Genomic DNA, 18,855 nt, shown 5'->3' with positions numbered 1-18,855 from the left:
CGAAAGAGTTCAAAAATCCCGCTATCGCACAGGAGCGGCCACGGCGGTCTGGGTCCGCGCGTCCTCGGTTTCCACGAGATTGGACGCCGCCGCAACCAAATTCTCGAGGGAGAGGGGACGGAACTCGAACTCCACGCGGTGCTTGCCTGCCGGCACCTCCACGGCGCGGAACAGCAGGTTCGCGCGGAGCACCGGCCGACGCACTCCGTCCACCCGTGCCTCCCAGCCCGGATAATAGATGTCATGGAGGACGAGAACGCCCTGTTCCGCGCTCTCGACCTCCAGGGTCACGGAGTTTCGCCTGTAGCTGACGATCCTCACCTTGCCCGCGGGCTTCCCGGCGCCGGGGCGGAGAGAGGCGTAAGAAGCCTTGAGGAGGGGCATGCTCTCCCGGTCGATCAGCGCTTCCGTCTCGTGGTCGAAGTCGGGCAGTTCGTCCGCTCCTACCACGGCCTCCGAATCCACGGCCTGCACATGATAGGCCACATAGGCGCGCCGTCCGCCGCTATTGAGGCGGTAGATCCACATCTTGCCCATTCCGTAGACCACCTCCGCGTCGGCGAGGCGGGGGAAATGCCGGGGCAGCTTCTGGGCGGGGCGATCGAGGACGAGATAGTCGAGACCGAGCAGACCCGCGAGCTCGCATTCATAGCCCCGGAACGTGGCCGGGAACTGGCGCAGATTGGGGTCCTCGGCGTTTTCGCCCGGACCGACGGCGCGTTCGTAATCGGCGAGGCGCAGGGGGTTGTAGCCGATGATGTCCTCGATCTCGAGAACCATAGAGGCGTTCTGCCAGGAGCCCGCCAGCCCGAGGATCTCTACGCGGGGATACTCGCCCCGCCTGTGGCGCTCCGCCAGCTCCCGCTTGAGAATCTGGAGGCCCTGGAGCTGTTCCGGCGGCAATCTGGTAAAGACCGTGTAGCGCTCCGCAGGTTCGGCATTCAGGGCCGAGGCTGCGTGGCGGCCGATCAGCTCCGCGCCGGTCATGACCACGAGAACGGCGGCAAGTCCCTCTCGCCGATACGCGCTGCCGCCCAGCCTGACCGCAAGTACCATGACCAGGGCTGCCGCGACGAGGCCGACGCCTGTTTCCGAAAGGGCGGAGAGAACATGGCCGCCCTCGATGGCGAAGGCGATGCCGCTGCCGATGGCGGCGACCACGAGCGTGATCGCCAGGGCCGGAAGCGCGATGCGGAGCCGACCAAGGGATGCCACGCTCCAGCGCGGCATCCCCTCCGTGGCGTAGCGATGCACGAGATAGCCCGACGAGAAGGCAAGCGCGATATTGACGAGGAAGGTGGCATCCGCAGGTCGACGGTAGAGGTTCACGCCCGGCAGGTGATCGAAGATCACCTCAAAACCCGGGGTGTAGCGGCCAAGGGCATAGAAGAGCGCCAGCACACCGACGACGAGGAAAAAACGGAATTCGCGTGCAAAGATCCTGCCGGCGGCGATGCCGTGCCAGAGAAGGAAGAGGGCCGGGATCGTGCCGATGAACAGGTAATTGGTCGCGCGGTCGGTCCAGGTTCCCTCGGCCAGGCTGTGCCAGTCCGGGCCCCAGTAATCGTAGGTCCAGCGGAGCGAGCCGAAGATGTTTCCGAACAGGATCGTCGCCAGGCTCTCCGGAGGCAGGGAGCCCATGGCCGCGACGCCGAAGCCGAAGGAGGGTCGCGACGAGGTGGCGAGGAACTGCATCGTGAGGGTGACCGGAACCGCCAGCAGCGCGCCGCCGATCGCCGCCACGGTGACGAGAAGGCCCAGGCGGGAGCGGAAGTAGGCCGAGCGCTGCGGGGCCGACCAAATCCGATGCGCGGCCACCCCGATCAGGGTCAGCGCGCCGAGAAAGGCCACCTGATCGCGACCGATCACCATCAGGGTGGCGGCGAGGGCGAAGAGAACGCCATAGCGGTAGGAGCGCCGGTCCAAAGCCTCCTCGAGCAGCCAGAGGGCCAGGGGAAGGAAGCCGTAGCTCAGAATCATCCCCGTATGCTGCAGGCGGGCGCTGGCCGAGCCGCCGAGCATGAACACCAGGGCCGCCGCCACCGCGCCCGACCAATGCCAGCCGCGCCGCCGGAAGAGGGGGACGAAGGCCAGTGCGCCGGGAAGGAAGTGAGCGAAGACCACAAGATCGAACAACTCCATGGAGGGCTGGGGCGTGAGCCAGCCGAACAGGAGCATGGTGGGCGTGAACAGCAGCGATTGCGGATCGGCAGCGGAAGGATGCCCGCCGAAATGGTAGGGGTTCCAGAGAGGCAGCTCGCCGTTGGAGAGCGCCGCCCCGAGATAGCGTAGGGTGGGATAGAACTGGTTCTTTGAATCCCAGGGAACCACGGAGCCGGTCAGCGGCCAGACGGCGGCAGCCAGGGCCCAGCCGGCCAGGATGAGGCCGAGGGCCAGAAGCATCCGGCGCCCCGACCATGCCGGGGGCGGGGTAGGATCGCTGGATCCGGGCAAGAATATCTGCATGCGCTTCAGGCGGCGCTACGCGCAGGCAACGGCTCCACCCTCGGCGGACCTCTTCGGCATGCAGGATGGAAATCGGCTTGGCGTGTCACTGCGCTCCCCCTATACATCCATTGCCGCTTGTTCCCTATGCAACGGATCGCGTCTTGGAACGTCCGTGTCCTCAACAGGAGCAAGGCGGTGAGACCAAGGCAGGCCCCATGCTCCTCCGCCCTCGTCGTTCACAGGCACTTGCAATCATTGTTCCACATTATTCGGGTTGGATGAAGATCCCATGAATGAAAGCCTTTCCCGTCTTCTGAGCCGTCGTTCCGTGCCGCCGCGCTGGCTGGGCGAGCCGGGGCCGAGCGCCGACGAGATCGAGACCATGCTCACCGCCGCGGCTCGGGTGCCGGACCACGGCAAGCTGGTTCCCTGGCGTTTCATCCTCATCGACGGCGAGGCGCGGCAGCGGTTGGGGGAGGTTCTCGTCAAGGCCTTCCTGGCTGACAACCCGCACGCGGATGCGGAGAAGGTTGCGGCGGAGCGAGAGCGGTTTTCCAAGGCCCCGCTCGTGGTGGCGGTGGTCTCCCGCACCGTGCCTCACGTGAAGATCCCGGAATGGGAACAGGTTCTTTCGGCCGGGGCCGTGTGCATGAACCTTTTGAACGCGGCGACGGCTCTGGGCTATGGCGCCTCCTGGCTGTCGGGCTGGGCCTGCTTCGATCGTCGGGTGCTCGATGCGCTGGGTCTGGCGCCGAACGAACGGATAGCGGGTTTCATCCATATCGGCACGGCCAAGGAAAAACCGACCGATCGCGACCGGCCGAACCTCGCCGCCATTGTGACACGGTTCTGAAAGTTCCGTTCGTCGCATCGCCTTGCGGCGAACCGGTATCCACTTCACCGGAAAGGGCCTCATGTTCTACGAAACCGCTAGCAACGCCCACGGCCTGCCGCACGATCCGTTCAAGGCCATCGTGACGCCCCGCCCGATCGGCTGGATCACGGCCATGAGCGCGAAGGGGGAGGTCAATCTCTCGCCCTATTCCTTCTTCAACGCGGTCTCCGATCGTCCCCCGATGGTAGCGTTCTCGTCGGCGGGGAGGAAGGATGCACTCACCTTCATCGAGGAGACGAAGGAATTCGTCTGCAATCTCGCCACCTACGACCTGCGCGAAAGGATGAATGCCACTTCCGCTCCTCTGCCGCGCGGCGAAAACGAGATGGCGTACGCGGGCCTCGACGCCGCGCCCTCGCGCCTCGTGAAGCCTCCGCGCGTGGCGGAGGCGTTGGCTGCCCTCGAATGCAGGTGGCTGCAGACCGTGCAGCTGGCGCCCCTCGGCGGCGGCGAGCCGTCCTATTACCTGGTGATCGGCCAGGTGGTCGGGATTCATATCGATGATCGCTATATCGTGGACGGAAAGGTCGATACGGCGGCCATGCGCCCCATCGCCCGCTCGGGCTATCGCGACTATTTCGTCGCGACGCCCGAGACGAAGTTCTCGATGACGCGGCCAAGCGGTTAGAACCGCCCCACCCGCCGCAACAGCCGCTCCGCGCGCAGGAGATGCGGACGATCGAGCATCTCGCCGTCGACGCCGACGACGCCCGCGCCGGGATTGGCCTGGAAGGCTTCGATCACGGCCCGGGCGCGCTCGATGGCCTCCGGTGACGGCGTGAACGCCTCATTGATGACGGGCACCTGGGCGGGATGGATCGCCATTTTGGCCACGAAGCCATCGCGTCGGGCAGCGCGGCATTCGGCTGCGAGACCTTCCATGTCGCGGAAATTGGTGAACACCGAATCGATGGCGTCGACGCCCGCCGCCGCGGCGCCGAACAATGTGAGCGAACGGGCGAGGCGGTAGGGATCGGTGTAAGCACCGCTCCCGTCGCGGTTGGTCTCCGCGCCGAGATCGGCGGAGAGATCCTCGCCGCCCCAGGTAAGTCCCATAAGCCGGTGGCTCGCGCCGGAGAACGTGCCGAGCGCGAAGACGCCCGCCGCGTTCTCCGTGGCGATGGCAAGAATGCGGGTCGCGCCGTCGTCGAGGCCGAACTCGGCCTCACGCACCGCGAGCTTCGCTCCCAGATGCGCTACGTCAGCGCCGCCCACGCTCTTGGGCAGAACGATCCCGTCGGGCGCGGTCTTCATCACGCTGTCGAGATCAGCATCAATCAGGCCTGTCGTGAGCCCGTTCACGCGCACGAAGAGGCGCGGGCGCTCAGGAGAGGCACGATGCTCGGCAATGAAGTCCGCTGCGACGCGCCGGGCCTCCTCCTTCGCCTTCAGATCGACGGAATCCTCCAAGTCGATGAGGAGGGCATCAGCCCCCGAGGCGAGGGCCTTCTCGAGCTTCTTTCGGCTGTCGGCAGGAACGAACAGGAGCGAGCGCATCAGGCATTCCTCTTGCGCATGAAGGCTTGGCGGCGGCACTCGGCGACCAGCGTCCCGTCCTGCTTGTAGGCACGATGGATGAACTCGACGATGCCCGCATCCGGGCGCGACTTCGACTCGCGCTTGCCGCCGATCTCCGTCGTCGCGCTGACGGTATCGCCCTCGAAGAGCGGTGCGGGAAACCTCACGTCGGTCATCCCGAGATTGGCGATGGTCGTGCCCACCGTCGTGTCGTTGACGGAGATGCCGATCATCAATCCGAGGGTGAACAGGGAGTTCATCAGCGGCTTGCCCCATTCCGTCTCAGTGGCGCAGAAATGCGCGTCGATGTGGAGCGGCTGGGGGTTGAGCGTCATGTTGGAGAACAGCATGTTGTCCATCTGGGTCACCGTTCTCGTCAGACGGTGCCTGATGACGGTACCCACCACGAAATCCTCGAAATAGAGGCCGCCGCGCGGGTGCCTGTCCTCATCGTTCATCGCGTTGTCCTCCTGTGCCGGAAAGGGCATGTCGCCCATGCCTCTTGAAAATCAATAGCCGAACTGCTCCCGCAGGATTCGCTCGTCCAAGCTGTGCCCGGGATCGTGCAGCATCACCAGGTCGACGCTCCGGTCCATGGATGCGTGCACGCGGGTTACGTTGCGGAACTCCGTGTGGTCGGCCACCGCGCTCACCGGGCGGTTCTCGGCTTCGAGAACCTCGATCTCGATCTTGCCGTAGTCCGGCAGCAGCGCGCCCCGCCAGCGGCGGGGCCGGAAGGCGGAGATCGGAGTCAAGGCGAGGAGCGGCGAGTTCAGCGGGAGGATCGGGCCGCCGACGGATAGATTATAGGCCGTCGACCCGGCGGGCGTGGCCACGAGAATGCCGTCGGCGATCAACGCGGTGATGCGCACCCGGCCATCGATGCTCACGCGCAGTTTCGCGGCCTGATAGGTCTGGCGCAGCATCGAGACCTCGTTGATGGCTCGCGCCGTGTGCGCCACGCCGTGAATGTCCCAGGCGACCATGAGGAGCGGATGGACGACGCTGCGCTCCGCGCTCTCCAGTCGCTCGAACAGGTCGTCCTCCCTGAACTCGTTCATCAGGAATCCGACCGTGCCCTTGTTCATGCCGTAGATAGGCCTGGAGGCGCCCATGGTGGCATGGAGCGTCTGCAGCATCAGTCCGTCGCCGCCGAGCGCCACGATCACGTCCGCATCTCCCGGGGCGACGTGCTCATAGCGGCTCATCAGGGCTGCGAGCGCGCTCTGCGCTTCGGGCGCAGCGCTGGCCACGAATGCAATCTTGTTGAAACGACGGGCCATGCCCAGATACCCTCGCTGCTCCTGAAAGGGTCACGAGGTACAGGCATAACATGGAACGCCCGCTTCTCGTCTATACGACCTTTCCCGATGTGGACACCGCGCTCGAGATCGGGGAAGGCTTGGTTCGCGACGGCCTGATCGCCTGCATCAACGTTCTGCCGGGAATGCGCTCGGTCTATGCCTGGAAAGGGACCGTCGAGCGCGGCGAGGAGGCGGTCGGCATCCTTAAGACCCGGAAGGGCCTGCAGGAGCGTGTCCAGGAGGCCTTGAGGGGCCGGCATCCTTACGAGACGCCGGTCATCTTCTTCATCGAGCCTGCGGGGACGGACGCGGCCACCTTGGACTGGCTCCTCGAGGAAACTGCAGGTGAGAGAGAGTAGCTCCGACCTGTCATGCCGAGCTTGCCCGGCGGTCCCGCTCCGACAGGAGAGGCGCTGATCAAAGCGGGATCACCGGCACGAGGCCGGTGATGACGTGACAGGAAGGCAGCGCGAGATCGAAGCGGAGCTCAGTCCTGGGAGCTCCACTGCGCCGGCACGAAGCGATAGCCATTTCCTTCCTTCGCGATATGGCCCGTGGCCGGGAAGGGGGCGTGGTAGAACGCGACCTGCGTCCGCTCGGAAGCGGCCATGTCGAGCATGCGGCGGCGGGTGGCACGGGCCTGGTCGGCATCCATGTCGAAGATGGCCGACCAGTCCGGATGCCGCACGAACAGGGCTGGGTGGTTCGTGACATCCGACATGATCATCAGCCTGTCGGAACCCGAGGAGAGCATATAGGCCGTGTGGCCCGGCGTATGGCCATGGGCGGCGATGCTCGTGAGGCTGGGCGCGATCTCCTTGTCCATCCCGTAACGCTTGACGTCCTTCGCGATGGGACCGAACACCCGGCGCACATTCTGGTAGGCTCCCTTCATACCCTCGGGGGCCTGGTTCATGCGCGCATCGTCCATCCAGAACGCCCATTCGGCCTCCGGCACCATCACCTCGGCATTGGGGAAGACCGCCGTGCCGTCCTTCAGGCGAAGGCCGTTGATGTGATCGCCGTGGAAATGGCTGATCACCACCGTATCCACTTGACCGGGATCGAAGCCCGCGGCGCGGAAGTTCTCCATCCAGCGGCCGGCGGTCGGCGCGCCCATGTCGCCGTTGCCGCTGTCGATCAGGGTCAGCCGATCTCCCTGGCTCAGGACGAGAGTGTTGAAGGTGATCGGCAGGGCGTCGACCGGCAGGAAGGCCTCCTGCATGGCGGCCTGAACGTCCTTGAGTTCCGCGTTCCTGACGAATCCCTCGAGAGGGCGCCGCGCGAAGCCGTCGTTGATGGCCGTAACCTCGATGTCGCCGACCTTGTAACGGTAGAAGCCCGGCGCCTGGCGCGATCCGGTGGTGGTGGGGGAAGCCGAAGCGCTGGGCGTCGCGGTATGGGTTTGGGCCAAGGCGGTGATTCCTCCAAGGGGAGCGGCGGCAAGAGCGGTACCGGCTAGAATGCCACGGCGTGTGATGGTCATGAGTCTTCTCCCGACATCGATCCCCTGAGCCTAGAACGGTCCAGCTTCCGGACAAGGGAATGGCCCTTCACAACTCAGCGAGCGGGAGGGGGCCTCTCAGGGGCCTCCTGAGGTCAGGTGATGCAGGGCGATGCCGCTCGTGGTGGCGACGTTGAGCGAATCGAAACCGCTGCTCATGGGGATGGACACGGTGCGGGTCCGGGTCAGCAGTTCGGCGGGCAGGCCCGGCCCTTCGGCGCCAAGCAGCAGTGCCATGCGTCGCGTGGGCCTCACCTGGGAAAGGACCTCCCTTCCCGAGGGAGAAAGCGCGAGGATGTCGAAGGACGCTGCCTGAAGGGCCTGCACCATCGCATCGGCGGATGCGGCGCGGGTGAAGGGCACCACGAGGGCACCTCCGACGGATACGCGAATCGCCTTCCGATACAGAGGGTCGCAACTCTCGGGATCGAGCAACACGCCCTGAGCCCCGAAGGCGGCGGCATTGCGGAAAATGCCTCCAACATTGTCGTGGTTCGCCAGTCCCACCAGGCCGACAATCAGCGCCTCCTGGGGAAGCATTGCCAGGAAGCCTTCGACTGGGGGCAACGGGGCGCGCCGGGCCACGGCCAGGATGCCGCGGTGGATCGGAAAGCCCACAATGGCGTCCATCACCTGCCGGCTTGCCGTATAGACGGGCACATCCGGCGGAAGGTTCTCAAGTGCATCGCTCAGGCTGCCGATGCGGTTCTCGGCCAGGAGCAGGGATTCGACCTCGAAGCGGGGCTGCTTCAGCAGCACGCGCAGGACGACTTCGCCCTCGGCGATGAAGCGGTGCTGACGCCCGACCAGATCCCTCTCGCGCACCGCGCGATAGGGCTCGATCCGCTGATCCTCCGGGTCGGAAATGATTATCGGCATCGGCGTCCCTCACGACCACCATCGCTTGCGCGGCGGGCACTCTCCTATGACAGCGAGGCGGGCGGAACAACGACTTTCGCTCCCGGTTAGCCCTTCGACATATGAAGGGCCGCGTCGCGTCCCTTACCGAGGAGATTGAAATGTTCGACATCGCAGACGGATGGGTCTGGGCTCTCGTGATCGTTGGCGGGCCGCTGCTGATGGGAGTTTTCATGCTCGTCTTCGCCAATCGCCGCAACAGGCTGAACCGGGTGGAGCGCGAGGCGTCCGAACAGGCCGCGCATGAGAACTGGGGCAAGGAACGGGTCCGCTGAAGGTTCGAGGGGGCTTGAACCTGCGTCCGGTCGATCAAGGAAATGTGAGTGGTGCCGGTGGAGAGGATCGAACTCCCGACCTTCGGTTTACAAAACCGCTGCACTACCGCTGTGCTACACCGGCTATCGTGTGATGCTGAGGTAGCAGCACCACAGCTAGGACGCAAGTTCCCTTGACAGGTAAAAATTAAGTGCTCCCGCGCACCGAAACCATCCTCCGATTGTGGAATTGTCGAGGAAAGGATGGTTAAGGAGATGGTGCCATGACAACCCTAAAGGGTTCCAGCACAAGAAGAAATTATCTTTGTGGGAGCAATGTTGCGTTCGTTGCCTTTCTCGCAGTCGCAGCCGGAATCGCGTTTGCGCCGCTGCCGGCGGAAGCTGCCCGTCTGTCGCGCGAGGCTTCTGCCGCCGAGGCCTTGAAGGACAAAGGCACGGCCGTGGCCGCGCAGGATGTGGAGGAGACCGGCTCCATCAAGACGGATGCGGTCGATACTTCCACCTGTGACCGATCTCGCAAGCGGCTTTTCGTGGAGGGCGAAGGCTGGATCGTGCGGCGGGTCACGACCTGTTACTGATCCCGACACCGCCTGTCGCAGAAATGAAAAGCCCCGCCTGAGGCGGGGCTTTCCGTTTTCGTCCGACGGGAACAGGGGCGCTTAGCGTGCACCCTCGTAGGTCATGATGTCGCGATCCTTCGTCTCCGGCACGAACAGGAGGCCGACCACAAAAGTCACGAGAGCGATCACGATCGGGTACCACAGGCCGTAGTAGATGTCGCCGGTGGCGGCCACCATCGCGAAGGCCGTGGGAGGCAGCAGGCCGCCGAACCAACCGTTGGCGATGTGGTAGGGCAGCGACATCGCGGTGTAGCGGATGCGGGTCGGGAAGAATTCGACCAGGGCCGCCGCGATCGGGCCGTACACCATCGTGACGTAGATCACGAAGAGCGTGACGATGCCGATGGCTTTGAGGGCCTGGGCGTTGCCGAGAGCCGAGAAGAAGCCGTCGACCTTCAGGATGCTCGGGTCGCCGGCCTTGGGATAGCCCACCTCCACCGCGGCGTTGGAGAACGCCGTGATGCTGGCCGGAACGGCCGGATCGATCGGAGTCTCCTTGCCGTTGAACGTGACCTTGGTGGGAGATCCGGCCGGGCCCGAGACCAGTTCGTACTTGATCGCGGCGCGGGCCAGGGCCACGCGAGCGACGTCGCACGGAGCGGTGAATGTGCGGATGCCAACAGGATCGAACACGGAGCCGCAGGTGGCAGGATCGGCCACGACCTGGACCTTCGCCGTTTCGAGAGCCTGGGTCAGGTTCGGGCTGACGACGTTGGTGAGGGCGCCGAAGAGGGGGAAATACGTGATCGCCGCGATCAGGCAGCCGCCGAGAATGATGGGCTTGCGGCCGATCTTGTCCGACAGGGCGCCGAACACGACGAATCCGCCGGTGCCGAGAATCAGCGACCAGGCGATGATCACGTTCGAGGTGAGCAGGTCGACTTTCAGAATGCTCTGGAGGAAGAACAGGGCGTAGAACTGGCCCGTGTACCACACCACAGCCTGGCCGATGGCGAGGCCAACGAGGGCGATCAGCACCATCTTCATGTTGCGCCACTGGCCGAAAGCCTCCTTCAGCGGAGCTTTCGACTGGGTGCCTTCTTCCTTCATCTTCTTGAAGGCGGGCGATTCCTGCATCTGGAGTCGAATCCAGACCGAGATGGCAAGAAGCACTACGGAGAGCAGGAACGGAATGCGCCAGCCGGCGATCGGCCAGTCCGCACCGGTTTGGAAGCCCTGCTCGCCCATCCACGTGCGGAGCACGAGGATGACGGCAAGGGAGAGCAGGAGGCCGACGGTGGCCGTGGTCTGGATGAAGCTGGTGTAGAAGCCGCGACGCCCGACGGGGGCGTGCTCCGCCACGTATACGGCAGCGCCGCCGTACTCGCCGCCCAGTGCCAGGCCCTGCAGCATGCGCAGCGCGATCAGGACGACGGGAGCGATCCAGCCGATCTGGTTATAGCTGGGCAGCAGGCCGACCATGAAGGTCGAAAAGCCCATGATCAGAATGGTGACCAGGAAGGTGTATTTGCGTCCGACGAGGTCGCCAATTCGGCCGAAGAAAATCGCGCCGAACGGACGGACCAGGAAGCCCGCCGCGAAGGCGAGGAGTGCGAAGACGTTGCGGGTCGTCACGTCGAACGCGGAGAAGAACTGCGCGCCGATGATCGTGGCGAGAGATCCATAGAGGTAGAAGTCGTACCATTCGAAGACGGTGCCGAGCGAAGAGGCGAGAATCACCTTCTTCTCTTCACGCGTCATCGGCCGCGGTGCGGCGGCCGTACGCGTTGTGGTGGCTGCTGTTGCCATAATAGCGTTCCCTTCCATTCTGGGTCAGTCCGGTGGTCCGGATCTGTCGCTTCAAGCGGTGCGTCGTTCGCCTGAGCTGAGGCGCCTTGGCCATACGTGTGGCCAGGCATCCTATGGAAGGTGAGGCTAGCGCCGCCTTTAGGCTCCACAATTGCCAATTCGTATTTTCGACTTCCGTCTAAGAGGCTTGGAAAAGAGGGAAAATTCCTTTTCTATCAGGTGCTTGGCGGAGCGCTGTCGCGTGAGGTGCCGGACTGTGCAACCGCCTTTGTCACAGCGAAAAGCGAGATCGCCGCGGCATTGGAGACATTGAGGCTCTTGATCTCTCCGGGCATGTCGAGCCTGCCGATCACATCGCAGCATTCGCGGGTTCTCTGCCGCAATCCTTTGCCTTCGGAACCGAGGACCAGAACGAGAGGGAGTCTCAGGGGCAGCTCGTCGATATTGGCCTCGCCCTCCGAATCAAGGCCGATTCGCTGGAAGCCGCGCTCGCCGAGGGCGGTCAGCGTGTCGCCGAGGTTCTTCACGATCATGAAGGGAACGTGCTCCAGGCCGCCGGACGCGGACTTGGCCAGCACGCCCGTAGCGGCCGGGCTGTGGCGGGCGGTGGTGATGATGGCCTCCACGTCGAAGGCCGCGGCCGTGCGCACGATGGCACCCACATTGTGCGGATCGGTGATCTGATCGAGCGCGAGAACCAGGCGCCTGCCGCTCAAGGTCTCCACTGAGGGGGAGGGCAGGGGGTCGGCCTCCGCGTAGAGGCCCTGGTGGACGGCATCCGGTTCCAGGAGGCGGTTGATGTCGTCCGGGCGCACCATCTCCGGCTCCAGAGGCAGGGGGGTGCCCAGTTCCTCCTGGAGGCGGCGCAACGAGTTCTCCGTGGTCAGGAGGCGGCGAATCGTCCGTTTGCGGTTGCGAAGGGCTTCTACGACCGGATGCCAGCCATAGAGGATCGTCGTGTCGATCTCGTGCGGAGGCCGCCAGGCTTGAGACTCGCGGCGGGCCTGCTTCTTGCCCTGCGGGCGCTGGAAGCGGGGCTTGCGTGAAGGGAAGGGGCGCTCGCTCATGGCATTTGGCTCTCGTATGGTGAAGGCACGCCCATAACACAGAGCGGGCGTATTCACGATCTCTCACAAACATTGCTCTTTGCTGTTGACACAGGGCAAGCGGGTCACCATAAGAGCGCCACCGAGCGGCTGCACCAGTGTGAGGCGCTTCGGGTGAAGACCTCGACGCGCTGCGTCAGGGTTGGCAAGGGGGAATGTCCCGAGCGGCAAAGGGGGCGGACTGTAAATCCGCTGGCTATGCCTTCGTAGGTTCGAGTCCTACTTCCCCCACCATCCAACTGGCAGGGCATGCGGGTGTAGCTCAATGGTAGAGCAGCAGCCTTCCAAGCTGAATACGGGGGTTCGATTCCCCTCACCCGCTCCAAGCCTTCCGCAAGTTCCGTCGTTCGAAAGTGCGTGATCGCTTCAGGTTTCAAGCTTAGGGTGAGGGCCTGAATTCGGGTCGGGCGATTTTCTGGGCTTCCGGAAGAGGGGCTTTGAGATGGCTTGTCCCGTAATTACGTCCTGCAAGACTGAAATTGGCACTTGCGCATTTGGCGCAACCGCAATATCGGACGCCCTGGGTTTTTTGTTCCTGGCCTATGTAAGGTAGAGATCAATGGCGAAGGAAAAGTTTGAGCGGACGAAGCCGCACTGCAACATCGGGACGATTGGTCACGTTGACCATGGCAAGACGTCTCTGACGGCGGCGATCACGAAGGTTCTGGCGGAGTCTGGCGGGGCGACGTTTACGGCGTACGACCAGATCGACAAGGCTCCGGAAGAGAAGGCGCGCGGCATCACGATCTCGACGGCGCACGTTGAGTACGAGACCACGAACCGGCACTATGCGCACGTGGACTGCCCCGGCCACGCCGACTACGTGAAGAACATGATCACGGGCGCGGCGCAGATGGACGGCGCGATTCTGGTGGTGTCGTCGGCGGACGGCCCGATGCCGCAGACGCGCGAGCACATCCTTCTGGCGCGCCAGGTGGGCGTGCCGGCGCTGGTGGTGTTCATGAACAAGGTCGACATGGTGGACGATCCGGAGCTTCTGGATCTGGTTGAGCTTGAGGTTCGCGAGCTTCTGTCGAAGTACGACTTCCCGGGCGACGACATTCCGATCGTGAAGGGCTCGGCGCTGTGCGCGCTGGAGGACCGTCAGCCTGAGATCGGGCGCGACCGGGTTCTCGAGCTGATGGCCGAGGTGGACCGCTACATCCCGCAGCCGGAGCGTCCGGTGGACCAGCCGTTCCTGATGCCGATCGAGGACGTGTTCTCGATTTCGGGCCGCGGCACGGTGGTGACGGGCCGCGTCGAGCGTGGCATCATCAAGGTCGGCGAGGAAGTGGAGATCGTGGGTCTTCGCGACACGCAGAAGACGACGGTCACGGGCGTCGAGATGTTCCGCAAGCTGCTCGACCAGGGCCAGGCGGGCGACAACGTGGGCGTTCTGCTGCGCGGCACGAAGCGCGAGGACGTGGAGCGCGGCCAGGTGCTGTGCAAGCCCGGCTCGATCCGGCCGCACACCAAGTTCAAGGCCGAAGCCTACATCCTGACGAAGGAGGAGGGCGGGCGTCACACGCCGTTCTTCGGCAACTACCGTCCGCAGTTCTACTTCCGCACGACCGACGTGACGGGCGTTGTGAAGCTGCCCGAGGGCACCGAGATGGTGATGCCGGGCGACAACATCACGATGGAAGTGGAGCTGATTGCTCCGATCGCCATGGAAGAAAAGCTGCGCTTCGCCATCCGTGAAGGCGGTCGTACCGTCGGCGCCGGCGTCGTCGCCGCCGTGATGGACTAACAAGAAGTCGGGTGGCGGTCGGACCGCCACCTGTCGACCCGCTCGCAGGAGTGTAGCTCAATCGGCTAGAGCACCGGTCTCCAAAACCGGGGGTTGGGGGTTCGAGTCCCTCCACTCCTGCCAGCGGGTCGACAAAGCGGACGTTTTCGAATATGAGGCGTCCGCAAGATGGTTTGAACAGGCGGCGCGAGGCTCTGGGCAGCTTCGCGCCCCTTCAATTTGGGCTTGAGCGTGCCCTTAGGGACGTTCGCAGCCTCTCATAAGCCTGTGGACGCAAGCGAAATGGCGAAGACGAACCCGTTCGATTTCATACAGCAGGTCCGCTCGGAAGCCGCCAAGGTGACCTGGCCGACGCGCAAGGAAACCATGATCACGACCGCGATGGTGTTCGTGATGGTCGTGCTGGCGAGCGTATTCTTTCTTATCGTCGATCAGGCGATCGGCTGGGGCGTCCGCTCGGTGATCCTCGGGCTTGGCGGTTAAGGGGTGGATGGCATGACGAAGCGTTGGTATATCGTCCACGCCTACTCGAATTTCGAAAACAAGGTGGCCCAGTCGATCAAGGACCAGGCGGCGCAACGCGGCCTCGAAGACAAGTTCGAAGAGGTCATGGTGCCGACAGAGAAGGTGGTCGAGGTTCGCCGCGGCCGTAAGGTCGACACTGAGCGCAAGTTCTTCCCGGGCTACGTCCTGGTGAAGTGCGACCTCACCGACGAAGTCTACCACCTCATTAAGAATACGCCGAAGGTGACGGGCTTCCTGGGCGCCGACAAGGCCAAGCCGGTTCCGATTCCGGATCGTGAGGCCGAGCGCATCAAGGGGCAGGTGGCCGAGGGTGTGGATCACCCCAAGCCATCCGTGAGCTTCGAGGTCGGCGAGCAGGTGCGCGTTTCCGACGGCCCGTTCGCATCCTTCAACGGCGTGGTCGAGGAAGTCGATCACTCCCGGGCCCGCCTCAAGGTGGCGGTGTCCATCTTCGGCCGCGCGACGCCGGTCGAGCTCGAATACGGCCAGGTCGAGAAGATCTGATCCGTTTGAAGGCGGCCCTGAAAGCGCCGCCTTCCGGCTCTTTCCGAGAGCCTTCATCCGCGGGAGGTCTGCCCGGTCGCCAGCCGGGGACAAGGGACTGTACCGCGATCTGCAACTTCCACTTCGTTCGGTCAGGCTCCGGACAGGTGGACCATTGGGAGCAGTCCTATGGCAAAGAAAATTGCGGGCTACGTTAAGCTTCAAGTGCCCGCCGGCGCGGCCAACCCGTCGCCGCCGATCGGTCCTGCGCTGGGTCAGCGCGGTCTGAACATCATGGAATTCTGCAAGGCCTTCAACGCGAAGACCGCGCAGATGGAGAAGGGCACGCCGATCCCGGTGATCATCACCGCCTACCAGGATCGTTCCTTCACCTTCGAGATGAAGCAGCCCCCGGTCTCGTACTTCCTCAAGAAGGCCGCGAAGATCGACAAGGGTTCGCAGACCCCCGGCAAGGGCAGCAACGTCGGTCGCGTTACCCGCGACCAGATCCGCGAGATCGCCGAGAAGAAGATGGTCGATCTCAACTGCGACACCGTTGAATCCGCCATGGCCATGATCGAGGGCTCCGCGCGCTCGATGGGCATGGAAGTGGCGTAAGGAGGGCACGATGGCTAAGGAAGGTAAGCGCATCCGCGCCGCCCGCGAGGGCATCGATGCCAACAAGCTGTATCCGCTTCAGGATGCGGTGAAGCTGATCAAGGACCGCGCCAAGGCGAAGTTCGACGAGACCATCGAGATCTCGATGAACCTGGGCGTTGATCCCCGTCACGCCGACCAGATGGTCCGTGGCGTCTGCAACCTGCCGAACGGCTCCGGCCGTACGGTTCGCGTGGCCGTGTTCGCCCGCGGGCCGAAGGCCGAGGAGGCCAAGGCCGCCGGTGCCGACATCGTGGGCGCAGAGGATCTCTTCGAAACCGTCAACGGCGGCACGATCGAGTTCGACCGTTGCATCGCCACCCCTGACATGATGGGCCTCGTCGGCCGTCTCGGTAAGGTGCTCGGCCCGCGCGGCCTGATGCCGAACCCGCGCGTCGGCACGGTGACCATGGACGTCAAGAGCGCCGTCGAGGCCGCCAAAGGCGGCGCCGTCGAGTTCCGCGTCGAAAAGGCAGGCATCATCCATGCCGGCATCGGCAAGGCCTCCTTCGAGGAAGGCAAGCTCGTGGAGAACATCAAGGCTTTCGCCGATGCGGTCTCCAAGGCCAAGCCCACGGGCGCCAAGGGCACCTACATCCAGCGCATCGCCGTTTCTTCGACGATGGGTCCGGGCGTTAAGGTTGATCCTTCGTCGGTCCTCAACGGCTAATCAGGCGGTTGCCTGAACAGAGCGAAAGCCCGGCGCCTGTCGCCGGGCTTTTTCTTTGGTGGCCGGGCTGCGACCTGCAGAGGGGACTAGCGAGTTCATCCGATCGCGACGGGCCGTCCACTTCCATCCCGTCAAGCGGTCCTGCAGGCCGGAAATCCTGCAGCCTCTGGCGCGGTGCAGCCCCGCGGCCTGAAACGACAGGATAGAGCGCGAACCCCGGCGACAGACGATGATCCCTTGCAGCGGCAGTTCTGCCGTGCGGGGGCTCAACGGCTGCGCGGCACCTATCCCGGCGCGGGAGGCACGACGGGGTGCAACTCAGGAATGCGGGGCGCAGCACGATGGGAGAACTGGCCAAGGGATCGATTCGGGCGGATCGGGTTCTGGTGCTATGAAGCCTGCAATTCTACAGCGGAAACAGGCCGGCAAGTCCTGATCTGGGCCATTGCCTAAGTCCTCTTCAAGACTGCTTCGATCCTCGTGATGGTAGGCGCTCTCGCTGGCCGTCTGGTCGCAGGCAATCCATCTCTCGCGCCACCCAGCACGCCGCCATGTTGCTCGGGACAGCCGTTACGATCGTGCCGGCTTTGCTGGAAATGGCTCGATATGGGCGGCGTGCCCGAAACAGCGCCGGAACTCTGCTGGGGCCCCGGCGAACCGCTCCACTCCACTCCCGTTATCCGGTTGCATGTAACCGGCATGTTCGCTCCACCCTCTCCACGGCAGGCTGTTCGCCAGGCGCGGTGCGTTGCAGATCATGCTGCCCGATGCTGCGCTCTTCTCCAGCCACCTCCTGCTCGCCTTGAACGCACGGGCCTCCATTCCTTCGCCGCAGCCCCGATCCTCCTAGGGGTCGGCAGGAACCTCCACTATATCGGATGGGCGACACTTCTCAGCCGAGGCCAGCCCTCTCCCAGGGAAGGGAGGCGCCTTCCCGCGGACGCGAAAAAGACATGCAAATGCCTCTTGGCAAGTGGCTCAGGAAGGCTTATTAGAACGCGTTGAGTTTCCAACATAAGCCGAAGCTGCGTTTTCGCGCGTGCTTTCGGCTGAGAATCCACTCCAGATATGGAGTGGTGACAAGCCGGCGGGTCAAGGGGTAACCCTTGGCGCGTTCCGGCTATGTCCTGTCCGAGACTGCAGGTGCCGGTTCGTCCGGCTTAATTCGAGAGGGCCTGCATAGACGGGGAAGCCGAATTTCATGCCTGTTCAACGCAGGCAGCGAGTATCGGTTCGAACCATCTCGCCCTTTGCGCCGGCAGGCGCGATAGGGGGACAGGGCTTGCGAGAGCGCCGTTCTGGTGCCTCGGGCGCAAGCCTGGGCCTTGAACGGCAGGTGTAACCGGCGGACATATTCCGCCAACCGGAGAGAGCCCAGTGGATAGAGCAGCAAAGCGCGAGCTCGTCTCGACTCTCGGCGACGTGTTTTCCAGCACGAGCGTCGTCGTCGTGGCCCACTATGCTGGCCTCACGGTCGCTGACATGCAGAAGCTGCGCACGCAGATGAAGCAGGTCGGCGCAACCGTGAAGGTCGCAAAAAACAGCCTCGCCAAAATCGCTCTCGAAGGCACGGACGTCGCGTCCATCTCGGACCTCATGAAAGGTCCGACCCTGATCGCTTACTCGAGCGATCCGGTCGCGGCGCCCAAGGTCGCTGTTGATTTCGCCAAGACTAACGACAAGCTCGTGATCCTTGGTGGAGCAATGGGTACGACCGCCCTGAACGTGGACGGAGTGAAGGCGCTTGCCACTCTGCCGTCCCTCGACGAACTGCGCGGCAAGCTGGTCGGCCTCATTCAGGCGCCGGCCACGAAGATCGCTCAGCTCAGCACTGCGCCGGCGGCAAAGCTCGCCCGCGTATTCGGGGCCTATGCCAAGACAGGCGAAGCGGCGTGAGGCCGTAACCTCAACCATCAATTGTTCGAACCGAACTTAAGGAAGTAGAAAATGGCTGATCTTGCCAAGCTCGTTGACGATCTGTCGTCGCTGACCGTTCTCGAGGCTGCCGAGCTCTCGAAGATGCTCGAAGAGAAGTGGGGCGTTTCCGCTGCTGCTGCCGTCGCGGTTGCTGCCGCTCCTGGCGCTGGCGCTGCCGCCGCTCCGGCCGAAGAGCAGACGGAGTTCACGGTCGTTCTCGCCGCTGCTGGCGACAAGAAGATCGAGGTCATCAAGGAAGTCCGTGGCATCACGGGCCTTGGCCTCAAGGAAGCTAAGGACCTCGTCGAAGGCGCGCCCAAGCCCGTCAAGGAAGGCGTTGCCAAGGACGAAGCCGAGAAGATCAAGGCGACCCTCGAAAAGGTCGGCGCCAAGGTCGAGCTTAAGTAATTTTGCGGCCTCCGGGCCGCGAGGTTGCTCCCGAGCAATCGGGGTTCAAAAGCACACGGTCCCAGGCATTCTCGCTTGGGGCCGTTGTGTCGTCAAAGAGGTCGGGCT

20 protein-coding genes and 4 tRNA genes are annotated in these 18,855 nt (G+C 64.0%); 15 read left to right on the top strand and 9 right to left on the bottom strand.

All coding sequences use genetic code 11. The features are described 5' to 3' along the window. Window positions 1–21: 21 nt before the first annotated feature. Window positions 22–2,403, bottom strand: a complete 2,382-nt coding sequence (locus GR328_RS00345) for a YfhO family protein (RefSeq protein ID WP_246215615.1) — start codon at window positions 2,401–2,403, stop codon at window positions 22–24. A 334-nt stretch (window positions 2,404–2,737) separates the two neighbouring features. On the opposite strand from GR328_RS00345, the gene GR328_RS00340 reads away from it, so the two are divergent. Both GR328_RS00340 and GR328_RS00335 read left to right on the top strand, forming a co-directional pair. After that, complete coding sequence (locus GR328_RS00340) at window positions 2,738–3,301, top strand: nitroreductase family protein (protein ID WP_160882551.1); 564 nt, start codon at window positions 2,738–2,740, stop codon at window positions 3,299–3,301. Between the two features lie 61 nt (window positions 3,302–3,362). Beyond that, window positions 3,363–3,971 (top strand): flavin reductase family protein, encoded by a 609-nt coding sequence (locus GR328_RS00335; RefSeq protein WP_160882550.1) that lies wholly within the window; start codon window positions 3,363–3,365, stop codon window positions 3,969–3,971. Here the strand turns inward: GR328_RS00335 and GR328_RS00330 are convergent. From GR328_RS00330 to GR328_RS00320, 3 genes are read right to left on the bottom strand one after another with little or no spacing between them, the layout of a single operon-like run. Next, on the bottom strand, window positions 3,968–4,840 hold the full coding sequence (locus tag GR328_RS00330; RefSeq protein WP_160882549.1) for an HpcH/HpaI aldolase/citrate lyase family protein: 873 nt from the start codon (window positions 4,838–4,840) through the stop codon (window positions 3,968–3,970). The two genes, GR328_RS00335 and GR328_RS00330, sit on opposite strands and share 4 nt — an antisense overlap. Next, the gene (locus GR328_RS00325; protein WP_160882994.1) at window positions 4,840–5,319 is read right to left on the bottom strand and encodes a MaoC family dehydratase; all 480 of its coding nucleotides are present in this window, start codon (window positions 5,317–5,319) and stop codon (window positions 4,840–4,842) included. The genes GR328_RS00330 and GR328_RS00325 overlap by 1 nt, the downstream gene beginning before the upstream one ends. A gap of 51 nt (window positions 5,320–5,370) precedes the next feature. Further along, window positions 5,371–6,144 (bottom strand): NAD kinase, encoded by a 774-nt coding sequence (locus GR328_RS00320; protein ID WP_160882548.1) that lies wholly within the window; start codon window positions 6,142–6,144, stop codon window positions 5,371–5,373. A gap of 50 nt (window positions 6,145–6,194) precedes the next feature. On the opposite strand from GR328_RS00320, the gene cutA reads away from it, so the two are divergent. Then, window positions 6,195–6,524 (top strand): divalent-cation tolerance protein CutA, encoded by a 330-nt coding sequence (gene cutA, locus GR328_RS00315; protein ID WP_160882547.1) that lies wholly within the window; start codon window positions 6,195–6,197, stop codon window positions 6,522–6,524. Between the two features lie 128 nt (window positions 6,525–6,652). Here cutA and GR328_RS00310 read toward each other — a convergent pair whose 3' ends face one another. Together GR328_RS00310 and GR328_RS00305 are read right to left on the bottom strand one after the other, a co-directional pair. Then, on the bottom strand, window positions 6,653–7,651 hold the full coding sequence (locus GR328_RS00310; protein ID WP_160882546.1) for an MBL fold metallo-hydrolase: 999 nt from the start codon (window positions 7,649–7,651) through the stop codon (window positions 6,653–6,655). Window positions 7,652–7,747: 96 nt separating this feature from the next. Further along, window positions 7,748–8,548 carry a TrmH family RNA methyltransferase gene (locus GR328_RS00305; protein WP_160882545.1) on the bottom strand — a complete coding sequence of 267 codons (801 nt, stop codon included), beginning with the start codon at window positions 8,546–8,548 and terminating at the stop codon, window positions 7,748–7,750. 140 nt (window positions 8,549–8,688) lie between these two features. Between GR328_RS00305 and GR328_RS00300 the strand changes: the two genes are divergently transcribed. Further along, on the top strand, window positions 8,689–8,862 hold the full coding sequence (locus GR328_RS00300) for a hypothetical protein (protein ID WP_160882544.1): 174 nt from the start codon (window positions 8,689–8,691) through the stop codon (window positions 8,860–8,862). Between the two features lie 49 nt (window positions 8,863–8,911). Here the strand turns inward: GR328_RS00300 and GR328_RS00295 are convergent. Next, window positions 8,912–8,986 (bottom strand) — tRNA-Thr (locus GR328_RS00295). 139 nt (window positions 8,987–9,125) lie between these two features. On the opposite strand from GR328_RS00295, the gene GR328_RS26600 reads away from it, so the two are divergent. After that, window positions 9,126–9,440 carry a hypothetical protein gene (locus tag GR328_RS26600; RefSeq protein ID WP_170304090.1) on the top strand — a complete coding sequence of 105 codons (315 nt, stop codon included), beginning with the start codon at window positions 9,126–9,128 and terminating at the stop codon, window positions 9,438–9,440. A gap of 81 nt (window positions 9,441–9,521) precedes the next feature. Here the strand turns inward: GR328_RS26600 and GR328_RS00290 are convergent, their stop codons facing one another. Both GR328_RS00290 and GR328_RS00285 read right to left on the bottom strand, forming a co-directional pair. Continuing rightward, complete coding sequence (locus GR328_RS00290; RefSeq protein WP_160882543.1) at window positions 9,522–11,231, bottom strand: MFS transporter; 1,710 nt, start codon at window positions 11,229–11,231, stop codon at window positions 9,522–9,524. A gap of 215 nt (window positions 11,232–11,446) precedes the next feature. Beyond that, window positions 11,447–12,298: a TrmH family RNA methyltransferase gene (locus GR328_RS00285; RefSeq protein WP_160882542.1), complete on the bottom strand. Its 852-nt coding sequence runs from the start codon at window positions 12,296–12,298 to the stop codon at window positions 11,447–11,449. Window positions 12,299–12,486: 188 nt separating this feature from the next. Between GR328_RS00285 and GR328_RS00280 the strand changes: the two genes are divergently transcribed. The 10 genes from GR328_RS00280 (at window position 12,487) to rplL (ending at window position 18,747) form a co-directional block, all read left to right on the top strand. Beyond that, window positions 12,487–12,571, top strand: a tRNA-Tyr gene (locus GR328_RS00280). Between the two features lie 17 nt (window positions 12,572–12,588). Then, window positions 12,589–12,662: transfer RNA gene (locus tag GR328_RS00275), tRNA-Gly, on the top strand. A 234-nt stretch (window positions 12,663–12,896) separates the two neighbouring features. Then, a complete protein-coding gene (tuf, locus tag GR328_RS00270) occupies window positions 12,897–14,087 on the top strand; it encodes an elongation factor Tu (protein ID WP_160882531.1) in 1,191 nt (396 codons plus the stop codon). Between the two features lie 46 nt (window positions 14,088–14,133). Then, window positions 14,134–14,210, top strand: a tRNA-Trp gene (locus tag GR328_RS00265). A 159-nt stretch (window positions 14,211–14,369) separates the two neighbouring features. Continuing rightward, complete coding sequence (gene secE, locus GR328_RS00260; protein WP_160882541.1) at window positions 14,370–14,570, top strand: preprotein translocase subunit SecE; 201 nt, start codon at window positions 14,370–14,372, stop codon at window positions 14,568–14,570. Between the two features lie 12 nt (window positions 14,571–14,582). After that, entirely contained in the window at window positions 14,583–15,116 is a 534-nt protein-coding gene (gene nusG / locus GR328_RS00255) for a transcription termination/antitermination protein NusG (RefSeq protein WP_160882540.1), read from the top strand. 168 nt (window positions 15,117–15,284) lie between these two features. Then, window positions 15,285–15,713, top strand: coding sequence for a 50S ribosomal protein L11 (gene rplK, locus GR328_RS00250; RefSeq protein WP_160882539.1), 429 nt, complete (start codon window positions 15,285–15,287; stop codon window positions 15,711–15,713). Between the two features lie 10 nt (window positions 15,714–15,723). Further along, window positions 15,724–16,422 (top strand): 50S ribosomal protein L1, encoded by a 699-nt coding sequence (gene rplA, locus GR328_RS00245; RefSeq protein ID WP_160882538.1) that lies wholly within the window; start codon window positions 15,724–15,726, stop codon window positions 16,420–16,422. Window positions 16,423–17,799: 1,377 nt separating this feature from the next. After that, entirely contained in the window at window positions 17,800–18,318 is a 519-nt protein-coding gene (rplJ, locus tag GR328_RS00240) for a 50S ribosomal protein L10 (protein ID WP_160882537.1), read from the top strand. A 51-nt stretch (window positions 18,319–18,369) separates the two neighbouring features. Beyond that, complete coding sequence (rplL, locus tag GR328_RS00235; protein WP_160882536.1) at window positions 18,370–18,747, top strand: 50S ribosomal protein L7/L12; 378 nt, start codon at window positions 18,370–18,372, stop codon at window positions 18,745–18,747. Window positions 18,748–18,855: the final 108 nt, after the last annotated feature.

The organism is Microvirga makkahensis (genome assembly GCF_009830105.1).
Lineage (GTDB): Bacteria > Pseudomonadota > Alphaproteobacteria > Rhizobiales > Beijerinckiaceae > Microvirga > Microvirga makkahensis.
Note: the sequence above shows the minus strand (reverse complement) of the source record. Positions and strands in the feature narration are given on the sequence as shown.

Coding starts and splice junctions, on each gene's coding strand:
- GR328_RS00345 (WP_246215615.1), bottom strand. CDS start 2,403: ATGCTTCTGGCCCTCGGCCTCATCCTGGCCGGCTGGGCCCTGGCTGCC.
- GR328_RS00340 (WP_160882551.1), top strand. CDS start 2,738: ATGAATGAAAGCCTTTCCCGTCTTCTGAGCCGTCGTTCCGTGCCGCCG.
- GR328_RS00335 (WP_160882550.1), top strand. CDS start 3,363: ATGTTCTACGAAACCGCTAGCAACGCCCACGGCCTGCCGCACGATCCG.
- GR328_RS00330 (WP_160882549.1), bottom strand. CDS start 4,840: ATGCGCTCGCTCCTGTTCGTTCCTGCCGACAGCCGAAAGAAGCTCGAG.
- GR328_RS00325 (WP_160882994.1), bottom strand. CDS start 5,319: ATGAACGATGAGGACAGGCACCCGCGCGGCGGCCTCTATTTCGAGGAT.
- GR328_RS00320 (WP_160882548.1), bottom strand. CDS start 6,144: ATGGCCCGTCGTTTCAACAAGATTGCATTCGTGGCCAGCGCTGCGCCC.
- cutA (WP_160882547.1), top strand. CDS start 6,195: ATGGAACGCCCGCTTCTCGTCTATACGACCTTTCCCGATGTGGACACC.
- GR328_RS00310 (WP_160882546.1), bottom strand. CDS start 7,651: ATGACCATCACACGCCGTGGCATTCTAGCCGGTACCGCTCTTGCCGCC.
- GR328_RS00305 (WP_160882545.1), bottom strand. CDS start 8,548: ATGCCGATAATCATTTCCGACCCGGAGGATCAGCGGATCGAGCCCTAT.
- GR328_RS00300 (WP_160882544.1), top strand. CDS start 8,689: ATGTTCGACATCGCAGACGGATGGGTCTGGGCTCTCGTGATCGTTGGC.
- GR328_RS26600 (WP_170304090.1), top strand. CDS start 9,126: ATGACAACCCTAAAGGGTTCCAGCACAAGAAGAAATTATCTTTGTGGG.
- GR328_RS00290 (WP_160882543.1), bottom strand. CDS start 11,231: ATGGCAACAGCAGCCACCACAACGCGTACGGCCGCCGCACCGCGGCCG.
- GR328_RS00285 (WP_160882542.1), bottom strand. CDS start 12,298: ATGAGCGAGCGCCCCTTCCCTTCACGCAAGCCCCGCTTCCAGCGCCCG.
- tuf (WP_160882531.1), top strand. CDS start 12,897: ATGGCGAAGGAAAAGTTTGAGCGGACGAAGCCGCACTGCAACATCGGG.
- secE (WP_160882541.1), top strand. CDS start 14,370: ATGGCGAAGACGAACCCGTTCGATTTCATACAGCAGGTCCGCTCGGAA.
- nusG (WP_160882540.1), top strand. CDS start 14,583: ATGACGAAGCGTTGGTATATCGTCCACGCCTACTCGAATTTCGAAAAC.
- rplK (WP_160882539.1), top strand. CDS start 15,285: ATGGCAAAGAAAATTGCGGGCTACGTTAAGCTTCAAGTGCCCGCCGGC.
- rplA (WP_160882538.1), top strand. CDS start 15,724: ATGGCTAAGGAAGGTAAGCGCATCCGCGCCGCCCGCGAGGGCATCGAT.
- rplL (WP_160882536.1), top strand. CDS start 18,370: ATGGCTGATCTTGCCAAGCTCGTTGACGATCTGTCGTCGCTGACCGTT.